The organism is Microvirga sp. GN3, assembly GCF_055792825.1.
Genome location: NZ_JBVVAK010000016.1, coordinates 1 through 20,261, shown reverse-complemented (window position 1 = coordinate 20,261; position 20,261 = coordinate 1). Strand labels below are relative to the sequence as shown.

The window sequence follows — 20,261 nt, the reverse complement described above, 5'->3', positions numbered from 1 at the left end:
GGAGGATGGAAGAATGAACCTTGAGACACGCCGCAGCGCCGAAGGTATTGCGGTCTTCGCGGGCTTTACCGCCTGTATTCCAGCCGCCAACTGGATGATCGGGCATGTCGGCACGGCTTGTATGCCGGACGGTCCATGTCTGATCCCAGTTGCGCCAGGCTTGGCTGCGCCCAGCGGTGTACTCGTCGTCGGTCTGGCACTGGTGCTGCGCGATCTGGTTCAGCGGCGCCTGGGTCGGCACTGGGCCTTAGCAGCGGTTGGCCTTGGGGCGGTTCTGTCAGCGGTCTTCGCGCCACCTGCACTTGTGCTCGCCTCGACAGCGGCCTTCCTGCTGTCCGAACTGGCGGACTTGGCAGTGTACACACCGCTGCAGCAGAGGGGGCTGGTCCTGGCTGTGGCGGCGAGCAGCGTCGTGGGTCTCGTGATCGACAGCATTGTCTTCCTGACGTTGGCGTTCGGCAGCCTGCAATTCCTGATGCCGCAGGTTCTCGGTAAAGGCTGGATGGTACTACTGAGCATTCCGGTGATGGCTTGGTTGCGCCAGCGTGATGAGCGGATTCGCATGCCTATACGAACGTGATGGGTCAGTGCATCAGCCTCAGTTTCGCACAGGATCGTTTTTCCGCATCACTTGTTGGATGGGGAAGCACGCCAAGAACGCCAATCTTGATCTGATTTGCGAGTGCTGATGTCATGCGACTCCCGATCCATCTTGAACATCTAGGTCACCTTGACGCATTCAACTGCGCGCAGACATTGTCGCACCTGCCTGATCTGCTATTCTTGGATAGCGCTCTGCACCATCCTGTTCTCGGGCGCTACTCCTTCGTCGCCGCTGATCCATTCGGCCGGTTTATTGTGCAGGGTGGCCGAGCATTTTGGAACAGCGATCCCTTACCTCAACCCCCATTATCCGCACTGCGTTCTCTGTTAGATCGGTACCAACAGTCGAGGATTGACAGCCTGCCGCCATTCCAAGGTGGTGCAGCCGGTTATCTGGCGTATGATTTTCGGCATGCCCTCGAGAGGCTCACACCGGCGCCGGCCGACGTCCCACTCCCGGAAGCCGTGCTCCCATTCTACGATGTTGTCCTGAGCTTTGATCACCGGAGCGGCGACGCGTGGCTTCTTTCAACCGGTTGTCCAGAGCAGGATCCGGACAAGCGTCAGAAGCGGGCCGTGGTTCGCGCTCAATACTTTCGGAGACTTCTCGGCCATGTGCCGCGCCGGCTCGGTGATTTCAGGCTCGCGAGCCCATGGACGTCGAACTTCTCGGCCAGCGGCTACGGGGAGGCCGTCAAGGCCGTGATCGATTCCATCCTGGCCGGAGACATCTTCCAGGCGAACATTGCCCAGCGCTTTACCGCTCAGGTTTCCGATGAGTTCGACGCGCTTGCCTTCTACGGCCAACTCCGCCGCGTGAATCCTGCGACCTTTGGCGCTTTTCTCAACTTCGCCGAGACTACGATTGCCTCGAGTTCACCCGAGCGCTTTGTGAAGGTTGAGCGGGGCTGTGTCGAAACACGTCCGATCAAAGGTACGGCAGCACGCTCTTCTGATCGGCGGCGCGACCAGAATCTGGTGGAGGCACTGCTGCGCTCCGAGAAGGATCGGGCCGAGAACCTCATGATCGTCGATCTGCTGCGCAATGACCTGTCGCGGGTCTGTAAACCGCACACGGTGCGGACCCCGGTGCTGTGCGGCCTGGAGAGCTATGCGGCCGTCCACCATCTCGTCTCGGTCGTCGAGGGTCAACTCCGCCCAGGTATTATGGCGACCGACGTGATTGCCGCCTGCTTCCCGGGCGGGTCAATTACCGGTGCGCCGAAAATTCGGGCCATGGAGATCATCACGCAAATCGAGCGCAGTGCCCGGCAGGTCTATTGTGGCTCCATCGGCTACTTTGGCTTCGACGGAACCGCTGACATGAACATTGCGATCCGGACCGTCATGCTGAAAGAGGGATCAGCCATGTTTCATGCGGGCGGTGGGATCACGGCGCTGTCCGACCCGCGGGCCGAGTACGAGGAAACTTTGGCGAAGGCCCAACGCATTTTTGCAGCCTTTGAAGCATAGAAAACCAGAATGATCCTGATCATCGACAACTACGACTCCTTCGTTTTCAACGTCGCACGGTACTTCTCTGAACTGGGTGAGACGGCGCAGGTCGTCCGCAACGATGCGATTGATGTCGACGCCATTCGGGGCCTGTCGCCGAGAGCCATCGTGCTCTCGCCCGGTCCATGCTCTCCCTTGGAGGCCGGTGTGTCCTGCGAGATCGTTCGGCATCTCTCGGGATCACTCCCACTTCTGGGGATTTGCCTGGGTCATCAATGTATTGGACAGGTCTTTGGATGGCGGGTCGCTCGGGCGCGCAACCCTATGCATGGGCGCTCCTCTGCCATCCGTCACAGCGATCAGGGCCTCTTCAACGGCCTGCCCAATCCGTTGCAGGCGGGGCGTTATCACTCGCTGATTGTGGAGGAGGATCGTAACTCGACGGGGTTGGCGGTGACCGCGCGTTCCGAAGACGGCGAAATCATGGCCCTGCAGCATCGCAGCCATCCCACCTATGGCGTGCAGTTTCATCCCGAGTCCATCCTGACCGAGCAGGGACACCCGTTGCTATCCAACTTCCTCGATATCGCGGCGAAAGCCGAGGAGGGCCGCCATGCTGTGGTTTGATGGAGCAATCTCTGATGATCCGCGAACCGGTTTCGATTTGCGCGACCGGGGGCTTCTGCTGGGCGACGGCTTGTTCGAAACGCTGGTTGTTGTCAATGACCGAGCCTTCATGCTTGACGCGCACCTCGATCGTCTTCTCACCAGTGCGGCAGCCTTGAACATACCAGTGGACCGGGAGCAGCTGCGACAACCGGTTGATGATCTGACCGCCGCTCTCCCCGACGGTGGCATCATCCGTCTGACCCTGACCCGAGGGGCGGGACCCCGCGGTTTACGGCCTCCGGCTCAGCAACAGCCTACCATTTTTGCGGCTGCGTCCGCACCATGGTTCCCAAATCCGACGGCTGCGGAGGTGTGCTTGGCAACGGCACGGATTCGGCGCAATCCCTCTTCCCCTACATCACGATACAAAACTCTTGCCTATCTCGACAACGTCCTTGCCTTAGAGGAGGCGTTGCACCGAGGCGCTGACGACGCGCTCCTTCTGGCCGTTGGCGGGCAGGTGGCCTGCACCAGTGCCGGGAACATTTTCGTCATCCAGGGTGGGAACCTGCTAACCCCACCCCTCGATGATGGAGTGATGCCTGGCATTACCCGTGCCCTTGTTCTCAATGTCGTGGCCTCTCGGCTCGGTCTGATACCTCGAGAGGTGAGTCTTTCGAAGGGCAGCCTCTTTCAAGCTGAGGCCGTGTTTCTGACCAACTCTGTCGCGCTCGTGACGCATGTGACGGAACTCGATGGCAAGCCGCTGTCGCGCTACGGGCGGGAAACCGTCGAGCAGATTCGCACCAGGCTCCTCGCCTTGATGACTGACAATAGATCCTGAGATCGGCCCGAGACCGGAAATTGGCAGCGGCCCCGGGTTCAGCAAACAATGGCCGAGAGCCGTCTTCCTTTCGGGAGAAGAGGGATCGGCCTTCCTCACGCTGGAAGCTTGGCAATGTTCCATGTCTGTTCTATAAATGGCGAATGCTCCGCGCCACAAAGGTCCACCTTTACCCAACTGCCGAGGAGGTCGCATTTCTCGATCGGCAGTTCGGGGCCGTGCGCTTCGTGCGCAACAAGGCCCTTGCGATTAAAGTGCACCGCTATCGCGTGCACCGCCAGACGCTGTCGGCCAAGCACGATCTGAAAAAGCTGCTTTCTGTCGCCAAAAAGAGCCGGCGCTATGGATGGCTCGGCGACTATGACAGCATGGCCCTGCAGCAGGCTTGCATCGATCTCGACCACGCTTTCAAGAACTTCTTCGAAGGGCGAGCGAGGTTCCCGCGCTTCAAGCGCAAGCATGGCGAGCACTCGAGCTATCATTGCTCGGGCAAGATCGGCTTTGGCGAGGACTGGATTCAGCTGCCGAAAATGGCCAACCGGAATAGGGCGGTCATTCACCGGCCGATCACCGGCGATCTGAAATCCATCACCGTCTCAAAGACGGTCACGGGCAAGTACTTCGCGTCCATTCTGGTCGAGGACCGGCAAGAAGCTCCGCATCCGGTAAGGTCGATCTCAGACGACGCCATTGTTGGTCTGGACGTCGGCCTTGTGGCCCTCGCGGTCGAGAGCACCGGTCGCAAGACGGCCAATCCCTGCTTTCTGAAGCGGGCGCAGCGCAATCTGCGTCGCAAGCAGAAGGCGCTTTCTCGCAAAAGGAAAGGATCGAAGAACCGGGCCAAGGCCCGGCTGATGCTCGCCAGGGCGCATGAGTGCCTGGCGAATGCACGACATGACTTCCAGCACAAGCTGTCGAAGCGACTGGTCGACGAAAACCAAGCGGTCGTTGTGGAGACGCTGGCAGTCAAGAACATGCTCAAGAACCGCAGGCTCGCCCGAACCATCGCTGACGCGGGGTGGTCGGCGCTGCTCACTAAGATCGGCCACAAGGCCAGGCGATCCGGCAAGCATCTGGTCAAGATCGACCGCTGGGCGGCGACGTCGAAGACGTGCTCGTGCTGCGGGCATCGGCGTGATGAAATGCCCCTGGCGGTGCGTCGCTGGATCTGCGAGGCTTGGGGCTGAGCATGACCGGGATGAGAACGCGGCGCTGAACATCAAGCACCTGGGCGTTCTGGAACTAAGGGCGGGTGGTTGGCACGTCCCTGTCTGTGGAGGCCTGCGTCAGACGGTCCACGCGACCGCAGCGGCCGATGAAGCAGAAAACATTGCGGCGTGAGCCCTGAGAAGCCCCATCCGTCAGGATGGGGAGCTATTCACCTACACCAGCTTCGTGATGCCACTAAAATTCAACGTGGCGAGCGTGTGTGCAACGGTTGTCCGACCGAGCTTTAGATCCGGTGCGATCTCGGCCAGCGGTACCAGAACGAAGGCGCGCTCCGCCAGATACGGATGGGGAAGGGTCAGGCTGGGGGTGCTCACCTCAACATCATCGTAGGTGAGTATATCAAGATCGATCACCCGTGGGCCCCACTTGACCTCTCGGACCCGTCCGAGTTCGCGTTCTACTCGAAGGCACAGGGCCAGGAGGTCATTTGGCGCGAGCTCGGTTTCCGCGACGGCGCAGGCGTTCACGAACCAGTCCTGATCGACAGGACCCCACGGCTCTGTGCGGTAGTCTGCGGAGCGGGTGACAATTCTTGCCCCACCCGCGTCGAGAGCTGACAGCGCCTTGGCAATATTGCCGCGCTTGTCGCCGAGATTGCTGCCGAGGCCGAGCGTCACCCTAGCCATCGCGCGACCGCCTGATCTCGACAGCCACACCATCGAGGATGAAGGGAACTGGCGCCTCAGGCTTCTCGACCCGGACCATCACGGACACGATGGGTGGGAAGCCGTCGAGCACGCTGGTGGCGACCGCCTCGGCCAAGCCCTCAATAGTATGGAAGCGACGTGTCGTGCCGATCTCATGAATGAGCTTGGCGAGGCTCGCATAGCAGACGGTCTGCCGATAATCATCGGCCTGCCCCGCAGGCTTCAGGTCAAGCGAGCAGGCCAGGTTGACATAGAAGCGCTGCCCCAGACGGGCCTCTTCGGCATGAACACCATGATGGGCATAGAGTGCCAGACGGGAGAGCGTGATCGTGTCGCTCACGGCAGGGTCCTCAGCAGGATGTCAGCCACGCGGCAGGCCTCTGCATGGGCTTTAACGTCGTGAACACGCACAATGTCGGCTCCTCGGCTCATGGCGGCCAGATGCGCTCCCAAGGTGCCAAAGAGCCGGTCTTGTGGGGGGACTTGCGGCTCGTAAAAGCGGCTCAGGACCGATTTGCGGGAGGCTCCCACGAGCACGGGGAAGCCCATGGCCTTCAGCTTCGGCAGGCGGCGCAGCGCCTCAAGGTTCTGGTCGGCGGTTTTGCCGAAGCCGATGCCTGGATCCAGGATGAGGTGTGCATCCGGAATGTCGGCTTGGCGCGCCAGAGCCAGGGAGTGCTCGAAGAAGCGCAGCATGTCGGCCATGATATCGAGCGAGGCATCGACCTCGGCGCGGTTGTGCATCACGATGGCGAAGGCATCGTACTCTGCCACGACGGCTGGCATATCGGGATCGCACTGGAATCCCCAGATGTCGTTCACGATCCTGGCTCCCGCTACGAGGGCAGCCCGGGCGGTGGATGCCCGATAGGTGTCGATCGAGATCGGCACCTTCAGGACGGGAGCAAGAGCCTGGATCACCGGCAGGACACGCCGCTGCTCCTCCTCGGCGCCCACGGGCGTATGGCCCGGACGCGTGGACTCCCCGCCGACGTCGATGATGTCAGCGCCCGCCTGCTCCATCTCGCGAGCATGGTTGACCGCAGCGGCATGATCGCTGAACAGGCCCCCGTCCGAAAACGAGTCAGGCGTGACGTTCAGGACACCCATGACCAGGGTGCGTGTGCCGAGTTCTTTGAGGATCGCTGTCATAGAGATATTCGGCAGAAGACCCCTTGCTTTAGCGATGGGGAGAAATGCCGCCTTTCTTGCAAAGTTACGCGAACGTATGTAGAACAAAGCTATGCTGTTCCAGCGTGGCTTTGTTTTTCGTCTATATCCTGACTCTGAGCAAGCGACCTTACTCGGGCATGCAATTGGCGTGTGCCGCCTGATCTATAACCTGGGTCTCGAGCAGCGACGAGATCACTACCGAAATTTCGAGCGCGCCACGGGCGGGAAGTTGAATTACGTAGCCCAGGCGCGAGACCTCACGGCACTCCGTCGGGAGTTCGACTGGATCGCTGCGGTGTCTCAGACAGCAGAGCAGCAGGCGCTGCGGGATCTCGACAAAGCATTCCAGAACTTCTTCGCGGGACGCGCGAGGTATTCGTCACCGCGCAAGCGCGGAGTGAACGACTCGATCCGGTTCCAGGGCCGGGAGTGCAATGCCAAGCCGCTCAATGCCAAATGGGCCGCCGTGAAGTTGCCCAAGATTGGCTGGGTGAAGTTTCGCCGGACTCGCGGTCTCCCGGGCATCTTGAAGAACGTAACGATATCGAACAGGGCCGGTCACTGGCAGGTCTCGTTCTGCTGCGAATATGAGAGAGATGTTGCTTCGCATTACGGTCCAGCGGTCGGCGTCGATCTGGGGGTCGCCAATACGGTGACCCTCTCGACTGGTGACATGTGGTCCCTGCCGATGGAACGCATCCACGTGCTCAAACGGCAGAGAAAGCGGATCCAGCGAACGATCGCTCGCGGCCGCCGTGGCTCGAACCGAAACCGCCGGGCGAGGCTGCATGCGGCCAGGATTTCCGCGTGCATCGCGCGTATTCGGCGTCACTGGCAGCACGAAACCTCACAGGCGCTAGCTGGGAGGTTTTCGGTGGTTGTGTTCGAGCATCTGAGGATCCGGAATATGACGGCAAATGCCAAGGGCACACTGGCCGAGCCAGGCCACAATGTTCGGCAGAAGGCTGGGTTGAATGAGGCCATTCTCGATCAGGGCTGGGGCGAGCTCGTTCGCCAGACTGAGTACAAGCTGGAGGAGCGCGGGGGCTACACCGTGTTTGTTGATCCAAGACGGACCTCACAGGAGTGCTCGTCCTGTGGGCATAGCGATCTTGAAGGCCGCAAGAGCCAAGCGGTATTTCGGTGTGTCGCCTGTGGCATCGAATTCCACGCCGATGTGAATGCGGCGCGGAACATTTTATGGCGGTGGAACACACCGTTTCTGGGCGTGGACGGTTCTTGCACTAAGCACCCGGATGAAGCGTCAACTCGAAAGGTAGCGGCGTAGGCCGTCACCCTGAAAATTCCCACCATTTAGGGCCGGGAAGATGTTAAGGCTCACTTCAGATCAGACAGGGTCTCCTTCTGTCGCGGTTTGCGCCAGAAGGAGACCCTGGTTGATAGGAGAACCGGGAGGTCCGGCTCGAATCCAGCCGCAATTTGAGTACACCCTCGGCTTCGATACTTGAGCAGGCCAAGCTACTTTATCCCTCCTGTTGAGAAGCCATGGCGGCTCTGAGGAGACGTGTGGCGGAATGGATTCTCGTTGACACGCGCACGTTTGTTGTCGTTTATGCCGCGCAGAAGCGGATGGGGCGAGCGCTTGGTAGAGCCGCGCGTTCACAGTTCCATCCACTTCACGTTCATCGGCGCGTGAGCCGATCCGGTCGCAGCCTACCCGGTCAAAACAAGGAGCCCTGGTGAAAACTCTCGTCATCTGTTCCGGCGGATTGGACTCCGTCATGCTCGCGCACAAGATCGCGGCAGAGCGAACCTTCACGCGCCTCCCATGTGTCACGACATCATCGACATCTCCGCCGTCGGATTTCTCCCGACCGGAGCGGCATTGACCAGCCGCGTGTCAGGCGCAAGCTCGCCAGCGAGACCTGAATGAGTTACGCCGTCAAAGAGATCTTCCTGACGCTTCAGGGCGAAGGCGCCCAGGCTGGCCGAACCGCCGTCTTCTGCCGCTTTGCCGGCTGCAACCTCTGGTCAGGACGGGAGAGTGACCGAGCAGCGGCTGCTTGCCGGTTCTGCGACACCGACTTCGTGGGCACCGACGGAACCTTCGGCGGACGCTATGCCACGGCCGCCGACCTGTGCCACTGGATCGAGGAGCTTTGGGGACCCGCGACCGATCACCGGCTTGTCGTGCTGACGGGCGGAGAGCCGCTGCTCCAAGTCGACGCCGCTCTCATCGATGAGCTGCACGGCCGCTCCTTCACGATCGCGGTGGAGACGAACGGCACAGTGGAGCCGCCGCCGGGTCTCGACTGGATCTGCGTCAGTCCAAAGGGCCGCACCGAACTCAAGGTCCGCGCTGGTCACGAACTGAAGCTGGTCTTTCCGCAGGAGGACGCCCCGCCCGAGCGGTTTGCCGCCTTGTCCTTCGAGCGGTTCTCGCTGCAGCCGATGGATGGACCGGATCAGATCGCGAACACGGCCCGGGCCGTCGAGTATTGCCTGGCGCATCCGCAATGGCGGCTGAGCCTCCAAACACACAAGTACCTGGGAATCCGCTGATGTGGGAACTCACCAAGTCGTTTAACTTCGAAGCCGCCCATACGCTCACCGGCACCACCCTCGGGCCAGCCAGCGAGGAGATCCATGGGCACTCCTTCCGGGCCGAGGTTGCCGTGCGCGGCATGCCCGATCCCCAAACGGGCATGCTGATCGACCTTGGCCTGCTGGAGGGTAAACTTGCAGAGATGCGCCAGACCCTCGATCACAAGTTCCTCAACCGCATTGCGGGGCTGGAGCGGCCAACGCTGGAGAACATCACCCGTTTCATCTTCGATCGGATCCAGCCTATCGGGCCGATCGCAAGGGTGACGATCTACCGGGATAGCTGCGGCGAGACCTGCACCTACTACGCGCTGGCTGATCATGAGCACCACTGACTCCTCCGCCCTCGTGGTCTTCTCGGGCGGGCAGGACTCGACGACCTGTTTGACCTGGACCCTGTCGCGCTACGAACGGGTCGAGACGATTGGGTTCTCGTATGGCCAGCGGCACGCCGTCGAGATGGAGTGCCGGGAGCCGATCCGGCAGGGCGTGGCTCGCCTGTCACCGCTCTGGGCCAGCCGCCTCGGACCGGACCGGGTGATCCCGCTCGATGTGCTGGGTGAAGTCAGCGTGAGCGCGCTGACCGCAGACCTGCCGATGGCTGGCAGCCGCGCGGACGGGCTGCCGGCGACCTTCGTGCCCGGGCGCAATCTGGTGTTTCTCACCCTTGCGGCGATCGTCGCCTTCCAGCGCAGCCTCAAGCGCGTGGTGACGGGCGTCTGCGAAACGGACTTCAGCGGTTATCCTGATTGCCGGGACGACACGATCAAGGCGCTTCAGACCGCGCTCAACCTCGGCATGAACGCGCGGCTGGTGCTCGAGACGCCGTTGATGTGGATCGACAAGGCCGAAACCTGGACCTTGGCGGAAACGCTGGGCGGGACCTCGCTCGTCGAGCTGATCGTGCAGGAAACCCACACCTGCTACAACGGCGACCGTCGCACCCGGCACGACTGGGGTTTTGGCTGTGGTGAATGTGATGCCTGCCGGTTGCGGTCAGCAGGATGGCAGCGTTACAGCCAGGTGCGGAGCTGACGAGTCTGGGCTGAATCATGAGCGGGATTATGGGGGAGGCATGTGATGCCGTGTGCCCCAGCTCGACGGTTCCGTTGGAGACCGCATCAAGCACCGCAAACGGCGGCACGATCTCGCCTGCAGCAACAAGGTGAATCTGAAATCGGCCGCCGCTCATCGCATTAATGCGCTCGTCGATCCGGTGTGCGGAAATTCCGAGGCCCCGGTGCGGTTCTTCGACCACGAGATGACCATGCGCCGGCGGAAGGTTTGCGGGCGAACGACAGCGGGTATCGCGAGAACGGAGGCTCTGGCGCCAAGCGCCGCACGGTGTGAGCGCTTAGGACCAATGGGCATGGAAATGATGCACGGGTCCGGGCCCGCATCCGATCTGGAGTTGATCGGAAGCCCCGATGGCGGCGCTGATGAAGCTCTTAGCCACTGTAACCGCGTCGTCGAGCGATAGACCTTTGGCAAGCCCAGCTGCGATGGCCGAGGACAGGGTGCAGCCGGTGCCATGCGTGTTGCGCGTGCCGATGCGAGGAGCTGCAAAGCGCTGCATGCCGTGCTGATCCATGAGAATGTCGGTGCTCTCCAGGCCTGTGCCGTGGCCACCTTTCACCAGAACGGCTTTGGGGCCCAAAGCGAGGATGCGTTCAGCCTGGCGGCACATGGTCTGCTCGTCCTGGGCCAGCGGCTCATCGAGGAGGGCCGCGGCCTCCGGGAGATTGGGTGTGACGAGCAGCGCCATGGGAAGCAACATGCGCCGCAGCGTGTCGATGGCCTGCGGCACGAGCAGTCGATTGCCGCTTGCCGCCACCATCACGGGATCAAGTACGATCCGCGCCGCGCTGTAGCGCGCAAGCCCTTCCGCCACAGCATCGATGACAGCGGGTTGTGATAGCATGCCGATCTTCACCGCATTGACGGTGAGGTCAGAGAAGACGCTGTCAATCTGCTGCGCGACGAAGGCGGGCGGAACATCGTGAATGCCCTGAACGCCGAGGGTGTTTTGCGCCGTGAGCGCAGTGATCACGCTGGCCCCATGGACGCCCAGCGCCGAGAAGGTCTTGAGGTCCGCCTGGATGCCGGCGCCGCCGCCTGAATCCGAGCCCGCGATGGTGACGACGATAGCGGTCATGCCGGAGCACTCCACGAGTTCAGGACCTGATCCACCATATGCCGCAGCCGCCAGTGACGGCTTGCCGGACGAGCGCAACAGGATCCCAGCTGCCCGTCCGTTCCGGATCGATGATACCGTAGCGCCTGAAATCGCCTGCGGTCATGAGATTCTCCCATGGGTGATGAGAGTTGGCGTATCGAGGTTGAAGAGTGTGTCGAGGAAAGCCGGCTGAAATGTCCCCGGCCGCTTTGCGTCTCGCGCGGCGATCTCGCCTGCAACGCGCGTGACGAGCAGAGCCGCAGCCGCCGCTTCGAGTGCGCTGCTACGCAGGGCCGTGAAGGCTGCCACGAGGGCGGTTGCGGCGCATCCCATGGCGGTCACGCGGGTCATCAGCGAGTGACCGTTCTCGACGTGAATAATGCGGGCGCCATCCGTGATCAAGTCGACCGTGCCGGTCAAGGCCATGACCGTGCCATGAGCTTTGGCGAAGGCCTGCACGGTTTCGGGCGTCGCATCCGCTCCGGCGAGAGCCGCGAACTCGCCCGCATCGCAGCGAAGGACACGCGGCCTGCCCGCAAGACAGGCGCGGGCAAACTTCAGACGGGGTGGGGAGGCGTCGACGAAGACGGGATCGAGTACCCAGGGCTTGGCATGAGCGTGCGCGGTCGCGATAGCTTGTGGGATCGCTGCGCAGCGGTCAGCGTCGAGCATACCGAGATTGACGAGAAGCGCGGCAGAGCGGCTGGTAAAAGCCGGGACCTCCACCAATGCGACGGTCAGCGATGGAATCCCGCCAGCGGCGAGCAGAAAATTGGCCGTGAGGGTTTGTGCCGCTGTGCTCGTGATCGCATGCACGCGCGTGCGCTCGCTGCGAAGGCGCTCGAGCAGAAGCCCGGCCAGTGCTGGAAGACTGAAAGCATCCGATCGGGACGCTGGTGTGCTCGTCATCTCGCAATCCCTCCGCCGGCATCATCCGGATCAGGTTCGATGGGGTGGTCTCGGCAAGACCTCTCAGCGCGAACGGGCACCCCAAGGAGATGCTGCCGTGATAATTCCTCGACCTTCCTTTGACAAGAACCAATCTTGTCAGCTCAGTTCCGCTCTTGACAGCGGAGATTACGTCCACGAGGATCGCATCCGTTCCGAGGGGAGCCCTGTGAGGGGCTGAGAGTCGGCTGATCCGCCGTGACCCTTGAACCTGATCCGGGTCATACCGGCGGAGGGACTGGAACTATCGAGCGCTATCAAGAATCCCTCAGCTCGCTTTGCCCGGATCTCCCTTTGTTCAAGAGGCGAGATCCAATGACTGTTCACATCGACACGCCCAAGGGCGCTCCGCAATCCGTCACCACCGGTCCGATTCAAGGCTCGCGCAAGGTCTATGCCACGCCAGAGGGCCGACCCGATATCTGGGTTCCTTTCCGCGAGATCGTCCTGACGGATCCCAATGAAGCCCCTGTGCGCGTTTACGATCCCTCTGGCCCATATACTCAGGACGATGCGACCATCGATCTCGGCAAGGGGCTTCCGCTCGTGCGCGAGCTCTGGATCACTGCGCGGAACTATGTGGCGGTCGAGCCGCGACCCGTGAAACCTGAGGACAATGGAAATGTTTCGGCCGACGCGCTTGTGGCGCCATGCCCGGCCGAGCGGGTCGTGCGCCGTGCCGCCTCCAGTCAGCTCGTGACCCAATACGAGTTCGCCCGGGCCGGGATCATCACAGAGGAGATGATCTACGTCGCGCACCGCGAGAACCTCTGTCGCGAGGCGATGCTGGCGGAGGCTGAATCCAAGATCGCCGACGGCGAGAGCTTCGGGGCGGCCGTCCCGCCCTTCATCACGCCAGAGTTCGTGCGCCAGGAAGTAGCCCGGGGACGTGCCATTATTCCGTCCAACATCAACCATCCAGAGTTGGAACCGATGTCGATCGGGCGCAACTTCCTGGTCAAGATCAATGCCAATATCGGTAACTCCGCCGTGGTGTCCACGGCGGCGGATGAGGTGGAAAAGCTCGTCCGGGCGATCCGCTGGGGCGCCGATACGGTGATGGATCTGTCCACTGGTCGCAACATCCACAACATCCGTTCCTGGATCCTGCGCAACTCGCCGGTGCCCATCGGCACAGTTCCGATCTACCAGGCACTGGAGAAGGTGGGTGGCGATCCCGTGAAGCTCGATTGGGAGGTGTTCAAGGACACATTGATCGAACAGGCTGAGCAGGGCGTCGATTACTTCACCATTCATGCCGGCGTGCGCCTACCTTACGTTCCGCTCACAGCCAATCGTGTGACCGGGATCGTCTCCCGTGGCGGCTCGATCATGGCCCGGTGGTGCCTCGCGCATCACAAGGAGAGCTTCCTCTACGAGCACTTCGATGAGATCTGCGACATCATGCGGGCCTATGACGTCTCCTTCTCGTTGGGCGATGGACTGCGCCCTGGATCGATCGCCGATGCGAACGATGCGGCACAGTTCGCGGAACTCGAGACCCTGGGAGAACTCACGAAGGTTGCCTGGGATAAGGGCTGCCAGGTCATGATTGAAGGGCCCGGCCACGTCCCGATGCACAAGATCAAGGTGAACATGGACAAGCAACTCCGCGAGTGCGGAGAAGCACCCTTCTATACCCTTGGTCCACTCACCACAGACATTGCACCTGGATATGATCATATCACCTCGGGCATCGGTGCTGCCATGATCGGCTGGTTTGGCACGGCGATGCTCTGCTACGTGACACCCAAGGAACATCTGGGGCTGCCAAACCGCGATGATGTGAAGACGGGGGTCATCACCTACAAGATCGCAGCCCATGCCGCCGATCTCGCAAAGGGACACCCGGCCGCACAGGTACGGGACGACGCCTTGTCCCGGGCCCGGTTCGACTTCCGATGGGAGGATCAGTTCAATCTCTCCCTCGATCCTGATACGGCGCGCGCCTATCACGACGAGACCTTGCCGAAGGACGCGCACAAGGTGGCGCACTTCTGCTCGATGTGCGGCCCGAAGTTCTGCTCAATGAAGATCACGCAAGATCTGCGGGCGGAGGTCGCCGCGATGAGTCCCGAGACTCAGGAGCAATTGGCCGGCATGCGCGCCAAGAGCCGCGAGTTCCTGGCTGGCGGTGGCAGTCTCTATGTCCCCGCCGCGGAGTAGCAGCATGCGCATCCGTGTTATTGGCGCCGGTGTCGCTGGCCTGACAGCGGCGGTGGAATTGGCCGAGCGGGGCGCCATCGTTGAGGTGATTGACCGTGGCCCGCACCTCGGTGCGGCCGCGTGCTCATGGTACGCGGGCGGCATGCTTGCGCCTTGGTGTGAATGTGAGAGCTCAGATCCTGCCGTGGTGGAACTGGGCTGTCGTGCCATCGACTGGTGGCTGCGGCGATTTCCAGGCACCACGCGCAAGGGTACGTTGGTGATCGCACAGCCACGCGACGTGGGCGAACTCACTCACTTCGCGCGCAGAACAGAACGCTCTGACTGGGTCGACGGCGCCCGGATTGCTGACCTCGAGCCTGATCTTCAAGGACGGTTCCACAAAGGCCTGTTCTTCGCGGATGAAGCGCACCTCGACCCTCGCAGCGCGCTGACAGCACTCGCCGCCCGTCTCATCGCTCTCGGTGTCTCGCTGCGATTTGGTGCCGAGGCCCCCGCCGAAGATAGCGGAGTGGATCGCATCATCGACTGCCGCGGCTTTGCCGCGCAGGGAGATCTTCAGGACTTGCGCGGCGTCAAGGGTGAGATGCTGCTTATCAGAACCCAGGAGATTTCTCTCCAACGCCCTGTCCGCCTGCTTCATCCGCGCATCCCCCTGTACATCGTGCCGCGCGAGAACGGGCTCTTCATGATTGGAGCGACGATGATCGAGAGCGCAGATCGGGGTCGCGTCACGGCGCGCTCAGCGGTTGAGCTCCTCAACGGAGCGTATTCTGTCCACCCGGCTTTCGGCGAGGCCGAAATTCTCGAGTTTGGCGCCGATGTCCGGCCCGCCTTTCCTGACAATCTGCCCGCGATCCGGGAATGTGGCCCTACGATCTACTTCAACGGCTTGTACCGCCACGGATTTTTGCTCGCCCCTGCCTTCGCGACCCAGGTCGCCGATGCAGTCTTCCACCCTTGAGCGACTTTGGAGATGACGCATGAGGATTATCCTGAATGGTGAGGAGCGTGAGATTGAGGAGCGGGTCCTATCGCGCGCTCTGTGTGAGCTCGACTTCGGCGATGCCGTGGTTGCCACGGCCGTCAATGAACGGTTTGTGCCCGCATCCCAGCGATCGGCGATCGCGCTGAACGACGGCGATCGCCTCGAGGTTCTCGCGCCAATGCAAGGAGGCTAAGACATGCTGTTTTATGATGTCGAGCTTGTGTCACCCTTAATGCTGGGAACCGCGCAGTATCCATCACCGGCCATCCTGGCAGCGGCAGTTCAAGCCTCGGGTGCGGAGGTGGTGACCGTCTCGCTCCGGCGCGAGGCGAGCGGCAATCTGGCAGGACAGGCCTTCTGGTCTATCATTCGCGATCTTGGCACACGCGTTCTGCCCAACACGGCTGGGTGCCGCACGGTCAAGGAGGCGGTTACGACGGCCCATATGGCCCGGGAGGTCTTCGGGACGCCGTGGATCAAACTCGAGGTGATCGGCGAGGAGGACACTCTCCAGCCGGACGTCTTCGGCCTAGTCGAAGCCGCGCGAATTCTGACCGAAGAAGGCTTCCAGGTCTTTCCGTATACGACCGAGGACCTCGTTGTGGCCGAACGCCTGCTCGCGGCGGGCTGTCAGGTTCTGATGCCTTGGGGCGCGCCGATCGGCTCAGGCAGAGGTCTCAATAACGTCTTCGGGTTGAAGATGCTCCGGGCGCACTTTCCCGATGTGGCGCTTGTGGTCGATGCAGGAATTGGACTGCCCTCACACGCGGCTGCCGCGATGGAACTTGGCTTCGACGCGGTTCTTCTGAACACCGCGGTGGCCAAGGCCGGTGATCCGGTCAGGATGGCCAAGGCTTTTGCCCTGGCGGTTGAAGCTGGTCGACTAGCCCGGCACTCCATTCCGATGGAGCCACGGGAGATGGCGAGCCCGTCGACTCCGGTTCTGGGGAAGGCGCTACTCACATGACGCTCGTGCTCGACCCCTTCTATCTCATTGTTGACAGCGCTGCCTGGGTGCGGCGCCTGGTGCCGCTCGGCGTGAAACTCGTTCAACTGCGCACCAAGAATAAGTCCGATGCCGCAATCGCACGTCAGATTCGAGAGGCGAAGACCTGTTGCGAGCAGCATGGCGCACAACTTGTGGTCAACGATTATTGGAGGCTTGCCATTGCGGAAGGCTGCACCTTCATTCACCTCGGGCAGGAAGATCTCCCCGGCGCGGACCTAGCTGCCATTCGAAGGGCTGGAATCCGGCTGGGTGTAAGTACGCATGATCACACCGAGCTCGATCAGGCGCTCTCAGCTGCGCCAGACTACGTTGCTCTGGGACCCATCTTTCCGACAGTCCTGAAGCAGATGCCCTGGGCTCCCCAAGGCTTGCGCCGCATTACGGAATGGAAGCGGCTCATTGGAGAGATTCCGCTCGTTGCGATCGGCGGTCTGACCATCGACCGCATCCCAGGCGTTCTGGATGCTGGCGCTGACAGTGCGGCGGTGGTGACGGACATTCTCCGGCACCCGGACCCGGAGCAACAAACCCGCCGTTGGATCGCATTAACGAGGATGATGGGATGACCTCACGCTATGCACGACAGATCGTGCTCCCGGAGGTGGGTGAGGCTGGCCAAGCCAGGCTTGCTTCCTCCTCGGTGCTAGTGGTCGGAGCCGGCGGTCTTGGGTGCCCCGTCCTGCAATATCTCGCGGCCGCCGGTGTCGGGCGCCTCTCGATTGTGGACCATGACCGCGTTGACGAGAGCAACCTTCACCGGCAACCTCTCTATCGCACGACCGACATTGGCGAGCTGAAAGTCGAGGTTGTCAGAAAGGCGATCGAAGCCCTCAATCCGTCTGTGGTCGTTGACGCGCGGCCCATCTCTCTTGATCCCGCCGCGGTAAAGGATCTCGTGAGAGGCGCGGATGTCATTGTGGATGCCGCCGACAGCATCGCGGTCACGTACATTCTGAGTGACGCCTGCGCAGCAGGAGGCAAACCTTTGGTCAGTGCGTCCTGTGTGGGCTTGAAGGGCTATGTTGGTGCCTTCTGTGCCGGCGCTCCGAGCTATCGCTCAGTATTTCCGGACATTCCTCAAAACCTCGGGAACTGCGCCACGCTAGGGGTCCTGGGCCCGGTCGTTGGCGTGCTCGGCGGCTTGCAGGCGCAGTTGGTGTTGGCACTGATTCTGGGCCTTGATCCGTCACCGCTCGGGCAATTGGTTTCGGTGGATCTGCACAAGCTGGAGTTTGGCGGGTTTTCTTTCCTGGATGCGCCGGAGGCTTCCGGGTTCGCGCCGCCCTTTGTCGCGCCATCTGATGTCACCGCGAATGATATTGTCTTCGAACTCAGAAGCCTTGATGAAGTGTCGATCTCTCCGTTTCCGCAGGCCCGCCGCGCGACCGTTGACACGATCGTGGAACAGAGCCGGGATGTGTCTGAATCGAGCCGCATCGTGCTCTGCTGCCGCAGCGGTTCAAGAGCGTGGCGGGCAGCGAGCCTGCTAAGGGATCAGGGACATCGGGAGCTGGCGCTTATTGCAATGGGCGATATTAATGAGTTTTGTTCGTCGAGGGTTTGAGCCGTTTGGTGGCTGAAGTCTTTCAATTCCGGAATGTGTCAACGCGCTTGGCCCCAACGCAACGGTTTGATCGAGCAAGACTAACTCGCACTGTATCTCAACAAACATTGTAAGCCCTCGCTGCATTGAGCGAGCTTGTGGAGTCCTCCCAAAAAGGGCCACTCCGAAGGAGTGGCCCAAGTTAGGGAGGAAACGTCCCAGTCGGGACCTCTGGGATCAGGCCGCAGCCTGTTCGATCGGTGAGAATGGTAGGCCGAGGCTCTCGGCCACGGCCTTATTGGTAAGCCGGCCCCGATAGACATTGAGGCCTGCGCGCAGATGCGGATTTTCGAGCACGGCGGCAAAGCCCTTGTTGGCAAGCGCCAAACCAAAGGGCAGCGTGGCGTTATTCAGGGCCTGGCTTGAGGTCAGCGGGACTGCTCCCGGCATGTTGGCGACGCAGTAATGAATGACGCCGTCCACCTCGTACGTTGGATCAGCGTGTGTCGTTGGGCGCGAGGTCTCGAAGCATCCGCCTTGATCGATCGCGACATCCACGATCACGGAGCCTTTGCGCATCGAACTCAACATGCCGCGGCTGACGAGTTTCGGCGCGCTCGCGCCGGGAACGAGCACCGCGCCAATGACAACGTCCGCCGCAAAGACCTCCTCCTCAACGGCGTCGATGGTCGAGAACCTAGTCCGAACGCGCCCTTCGAACAGTTCGTCCAGCTCGCGAAGCCGGGGGATAGAACGGTCGAGGATGGTGACCTCGGCACCTAAGCCCACCGCCATCCGGGCCGCATGTGTCCCGACAACGCCGCCGCCGATCACCACGATGCGGGCTGGCTGGACACCCGGTACGCCACCGATCAACAGCCCGCGCCCGCCCGCAGACCGCTTCAGGGCAGCACCGGCGGCTTCGATTGCAAGCCGGCCTGCGACCTCGCTCATCGGCGCAAGCAGCGGAAGCCCACCCTGCGCATCCGTCACGGTTTCGTAGGCGATTGCCGTGCATCCAGATGTGATGAGACCCTTAGCCTGCTCTGGGTCCGGCGCCAGATGAAGATAAGTGAAGAGGATCTGGTTCTCGCGCAGCTGGGTCCATTCGGAAGGCTGGGGTTCCTTGACCTTGACGATCATTTCGCTCGAGGCAAATACCTCGCGGGCAGAGTCCACGATCGTCGCGCCGGCCTTGCGATAATCGTCGTCCGTCGCCCCAATGCCGGCGCCAGCATTGATTTCGACCAGCACATTGTGGCCAGCAGCCACATATTCGCGGACGGCGCCCGGCGTCAGACCCACGCGGTATTCGTGCGTCTTGATCTCCTTGGGAACACCGACCTTCATTGGCAATCTCCTTGCGTGGAGACCAATTTAGTTGAAAAGGCGATCTGCTTTCCTGCAACCAGACGCTGCTTGTGCAGACATTCAGCGATTTTTGGGAGCATCACGCAGGATTCCAAGTCAATGGGCTGCGGACCGGATCGATATGGCCCGCCCTCGCCGAAATCATCAATGCTTGGATGAGCGAGAATGGACGGCTCTGTCGTGAGTTTTCGGTGAAGGGAGAAAGTGACTATTCCACCCGTGAGATTTACGCAGACAGGATCTCAAGCGGATTGGCCCGAAAAAGTGGTCCGTTGTCGACCTGGTATTGGCATGAGTCGAAAAAGCGGGGCGTGCCTATGATTTTCCTGGATGCATGCTGCGCCAAGGCAGCCTGTCGCTGCAGGTGAACAAGACCGACCCGAACGATGCTCTGGGCCTAGCGCAGATCGTGCGCACGGGATGGTCCCGGGAGGTCACCATCAAGAGCCTGGACAGCCAGCCAAGTGGTCCGCAGCTTCCTCAATGCTCGAGCGTGCTTGGTGGAGGTGCGAGTGGACCTGATCAACCAGATCCATGGCATGCTCAAGTCCTTTGGCCTCGTGGCTGGCAAGGGAGGTCGTCAGTCCTTCATCGATCGCGGACATGAGTGGTGGCCGATGGGTCGCCGGAGGATGCCGCTGAGGCGCTCCTCCTGGTAGTCTTGCAGGAGGTCCGCCGGCAGATCGGCATCCTCACGCGCCGCCTGACAACAGCCGTCGGTGTCGGTGCTCTGGCCGCCCTGGCCTATGTCAGCGTGATCGATGCCACGGACTGGTTCCGAGATCCTCCAGTGTAGGGGCTTATTTTGGTCTAAGCAGGGTTCAGCGGGATGGCCAACGGATGCGGTCTGTGATTCCATCTCCTGGTTTGGTTCGGGATGCGGATCATGGCGGGCAAATCCCCTGTTGTCGCGAGCGCCGCGCAGCGGCGTGAC

At 61.5% G+C, this 20,261-nt stretch carries 23 protein-coding genes, 1 pseudogene and 2 riboswitches; of the genes and pseudogenes, 17 read left to right on the top strand and 7 right to left on the bottom strand.

Annotated elements, in window-relative coordinates; genetic code table 11:
- Nucleotides 1-13 precede the first annotated feature (13 nt).
- The 5 genes from ACS5Q1_RS10410 to ACS5Q1_RS10390 all read left to right on the top strand — a co-directional run bounded on the left by ACS5Q1_RS10410 (nucleotide 14) and on the right by ACS5Q1_RS10390 (nucleotide 4,698).
- Nucleotides 14-580, top strand: coding sequence for a VUT family protein (locus tag ACS5Q1_RS10410; RefSeq protein ID WP_473098098.1), 567 nt, complete (start codon nucleotides 14-16; stop codon nucleotides 578-580).
- Nucleotides 581-693: 113 nt separating this feature from the next.
- Complete coding sequence (gene pabB, locus ACS5Q1_RS10405) at nucleotides 694-2,076, top strand: aminodeoxychorismate synthase component I (RefSeq protein WP_473098097.1); 1,383 nt, start codon at nucleotides 694-696, stop codon at nucleotides 2,074-2,076.
- Between the two features lie 9 nt (nucleotides 2,077-2,085).
- Nucleotides 2,086-2,685, top strand: a complete 600-nt coding sequence (locus tag ACS5Q1_RS10400; RefSeq protein ID WP_473098096.1) for an anthranilate synthase component II — start codon at nucleotides 2,086-2,088, stop codon at nucleotides 2,683-2,685.
- Nucleotides 2,672-3,511: an aminotransferase class IV gene (locus tag ACS5Q1_RS10395; RefSeq protein ID WP_473098095.1), complete on the top strand. Its 840-nt coding sequence runs from the start codon at nucleotides 2,672-2,674 to the stop codon at nucleotides 3,509-3,511. Before ACS5Q1_RS10400 ends, ACS5Q1_RS10395 begins: the two co-directional genes overlap by 14 nt.
- Nucleotides 3,512-3,654: 143 nt before the next feature.
- Nucleotides 3,655-4,698: an RNA-guided endonuclease InsQ/TnpB family protein gene (locus ACS5Q1_RS10390; protein WP_473098094.1), complete on the top strand. Its 1,044-nt coding sequence runs from the start codon at nucleotides 3,655-3,657 to the stop codon at nucleotides 4,696-4,698.
- 195 nt (nucleotides 4,699-4,893) lie between these two features.
- Here the strand turns inward: ACS5Q1_RS10390 and folK are convergent, their stop codons facing one another.
- Genes folK through folP form a run of 3 tightly spaced genes read right to left on the bottom strand, consistent with a single transcriptional unit; the run spans nucleotide 4,894 to nucleotide 6,540 of the window.
- The gene (gene folK / locus ACS5Q1_RS10385) at nucleotides 4,894-5,367 is read right to left on the bottom strand and encodes a 2-amino-4-hydroxy-6-hydroxymethyldihydropteridine diphosphokinase (RefSeq protein WP_473098092.1); all 474 of its coding nucleotides are present in this window, start codon (nucleotides 5,365-5,367) and stop codon (nucleotides 4,894-4,896) included.
- On the bottom strand, nucleotides 5,360-5,728 hold the full coding sequence (gene folB / locus ACS5Q1_RS10380; RefSeq protein ID WP_473098091.1) for a dihydroneopterin aldolase: 369 nt from the start codon (nucleotides 5,726-5,728) through the stop codon (nucleotides 5,360-5,362). Before folB ends, folK begins: the two co-directional genes overlap by 8 nt.
- A complete protein-coding gene (gene folP / locus ACS5Q1_RS10375) occupies nucleotides 5,725-6,540 on the bottom strand; it encodes a dihydropteroate synthase (RefSeq protein ID WP_473098090.1) in 816 nt (271 codons plus the stop codon). Before folP ends, folB begins: the two co-directional genes overlap by 4 nt.
- A gap of 91 nt (nucleotides 6,541-6,631) precedes the next feature.
- Between folP and ACS5Q1_RS10370 the strand changes: the two genes are divergently transcribed.
- The 5 genes and pseudogenes from ACS5Q1_RS10370 to queC all read left to right on the top strand — a co-directional run bounded on the left by ACS5Q1_RS10370 (nucleotide 6,632) and on the right by queC (nucleotide 10,161).
- Nucleotides 6,632-7,849, top strand: a complete 1,218-nt coding sequence (locus tag ACS5Q1_RS10370) for an RNA-guided endonuclease InsQ/TnpB family protein (protein WP_473098087.1) — start codon at nucleotides 6,632-6,634, stop codon at nucleotides 7,847-7,849.
- Nucleotides 7,850-8,261: 412 nt separating this feature from the next.
- Nucleotides 8,262-8,422: pseudogene (locus ACS5Q1_RS10365) on the top strand (7-cyano-7-deazaguanine synthase QueC); the annotation flags it as partial.
- A 29-nt stretch (nucleotides 8,423-8,451) separates the two neighbouring features.
- Complete coding sequence (queE, locus tag ACS5Q1_RS10360; RefSeq protein ID WP_473098086.1) at nucleotides 8,452-9,084, top strand: 7-carboxy-7-deazaguanine synthase; 633 nt, start codon at nucleotides 8,452-8,454, stop codon at nucleotides 9,082-9,084.
- Entirely contained in the window at nucleotides 9,084-9,461 is a 378-nt protein-coding gene (locus tag ACS5Q1_RS10355) for a 6-pyruvoyl trahydropterin synthase family protein (protein WP_473098085.1), read from the top strand. Before queE ends, ACS5Q1_RS10355 begins: the two co-directional genes overlap by 1 nt.
- Nucleotides 9,448-10,161 (top strand): 7-cyano-7-deazaguanine synthase QueC, encoded by a 714-nt coding sequence (gene queC / locus ACS5Q1_RS10350; protein ID WP_473098084.1) that lies wholly within the window; start codon nucleotides 9,448-9,450, stop codon nucleotides 10,159-10,161. Before ACS5Q1_RS10355 ends, queC begins: the two co-directional genes overlap by 14 nt.
- A 319-nt stretch (nucleotides 10,162-10,480) precedes the next feature.
- On the opposite strand, the gene thiD is transcribed toward queC, so the two are convergent.
- The 3 genes from thiD to thiM all read right to left on the bottom strand — a co-directional run bounded on the left by thiD (nucleotide 10,481) and on the right by thiM (nucleotide 12,211).
- Nucleotides 10,481-11,281: a bifunctional hydroxymethylpyrimidine kinase/phosphomethylpyrimidine kinase gene (gene thiD / locus ACS5Q1_RS10345; protein ID WP_473098083.1), complete on the bottom strand. Its 801-nt coding sequence runs from the start codon at nucleotides 11,279-11,281 to the stop codon at nucleotides 10,481-10,483.
- A 19-nt stretch (nucleotides 11,282-11,300) separates the two neighbouring features.
- On the bottom strand, nucleotides 11,301-11,426 hold the full coding sequence (locus ACS5Q1_RS10340) for a hypothetical protein (protein WP_473098082.1): 126 nt from the start codon (nucleotides 11,424-11,426) through the stop codon (nucleotides 11,301-11,303).
- Nucleotides 11,423-12,211, bottom strand: a complete 789-nt coding sequence (gene thiM / locus ACS5Q1_RS10335; protein ID WP_473098081.1) for a hydroxyethylthiazole kinase — start codon at nucleotides 12,209-12,211, stop codon at nucleotides 11,423-11,425. The genes ACS5Q1_RS10340 and thiM overlap by 4 nt, the downstream gene beginning before the upstream one ends.
- A riboswitch (TPP riboswitch) is annotated at nucleotides 12,202-12,305 on the bottom strand. Its footprint overlaps the gene before it by 10 nt.
- Before the next feature lie 93 nt (nucleotides 12,306-12,398).
- A riboswitch (TPP riboswitch) is annotated at nucleotides 12,399-12,506 on the top strand.
- Between the two features lie 59 nt (nucleotides 12,507-12,565).
- Here thiM and thiC point away from each other — a divergent pair.
- Genes thiC through ACS5Q1_RS10305 form a run of 6 tightly spaced genes read left to right on the top strand, consistent with a single transcriptional unit; the run spans nucleotide 12,566 to nucleotide 17,977 of the window.
- Nucleotides 12,566-14,416 carry a phosphomethylpyrimidine synthase ThiC gene (thiC, locus tag ACS5Q1_RS10330; RefSeq protein WP_473098080.1) on the top strand — a complete coding sequence of 617 codons (1,851 nt, stop codon included), beginning with the start codon at nucleotides 12,566-12,568 and terminating at the stop codon, nucleotides 14,414-14,416.
- A gap of 4 nt (nucleotides 14,417-14,420) precedes the next feature.
- A complete protein-coding gene (thiO, locus tag ACS5Q1_RS10325; protein ID WP_473098079.1) occupies nucleotides 14,421-15,380 on the top strand; it encodes a glycine oxidase ThiO in 960 nt (319 codons plus the stop codon).
- A 19-nt stretch (nucleotides 15,381-15,399) separates the two neighbouring features.
- Complete coding sequence (gene thiS / locus ACS5Q1_RS10320; RefSeq protein WP_473098078.1) at nucleotides 15,400-15,597, top strand: sulfur carrier protein ThiS; 198 nt, start codon at nucleotides 15,400-15,402, stop codon at nucleotides 15,595-15,597.
- A 3-nt stretch (nucleotides 15,598-15,600) separates the two neighbouring features.
- A complete protein-coding gene (locus ACS5Q1_RS10315; protein WP_473098077.1) occupies nucleotides 15,601-16,371 on the top strand; it encodes a thiazole synthase in 771 nt (256 codons plus the stop codon).
- On the top strand, nucleotides 16,368-16,979 hold the full coding sequence (locus ACS5Q1_RS10310; protein ID WP_473098076.1) for a thiamine phosphate synthase: 612 nt from the start codon (nucleotides 16,368-16,370) through the stop codon (nucleotides 16,977-16,979). Before ACS5Q1_RS10315 ends, ACS5Q1_RS10310 begins: the two co-directional genes overlap by 4 nt.
- Nucleotides 16,976-17,977 (top strand): ThiF family adenylyltransferase, encoded by a 1,002-nt coding sequence (locus ACS5Q1_RS10305; protein WP_473098075.1) that lies wholly within the window; start codon nucleotides 16,976-16,978, stop codon nucleotides 17,975-17,977. Before ACS5Q1_RS10310 ends, ACS5Q1_RS10305 begins: the two co-directional genes overlap by 4 nt.
- Nucleotides 17,978-18,193: 216 nt before the next feature.
- Here ACS5Q1_RS10305 and ald read toward each other — a convergent pair whose 3' ends face one another.
- Entirely contained in the window at nucleotides 18,194-19,306 is a 1,113-nt protein-coding gene (ald, locus tag ACS5Q1_RS10300) for an alanine dehydrogenase (RefSeq protein WP_473098074.1), read from the bottom strand.
- Between the two features lie 631 nt (nucleotides 19,307-19,937).
- On the opposite strand from ald, the gene ACS5Q1_RS10295 reads away from it, so the two are divergent.
- Nucleotides 19,938-20,123: a hypothetical protein gene (locus tag ACS5Q1_RS10295; RefSeq protein WP_473098073.1), complete on the top strand. Its 186-nt coding sequence runs from the start codon at nucleotides 19,938-19,940 to the stop codon at nucleotides 20,121-20,123.
- The last annotated feature ends 138 nt before the right edge of the window (nucleotides 20,124-20,261 follow it).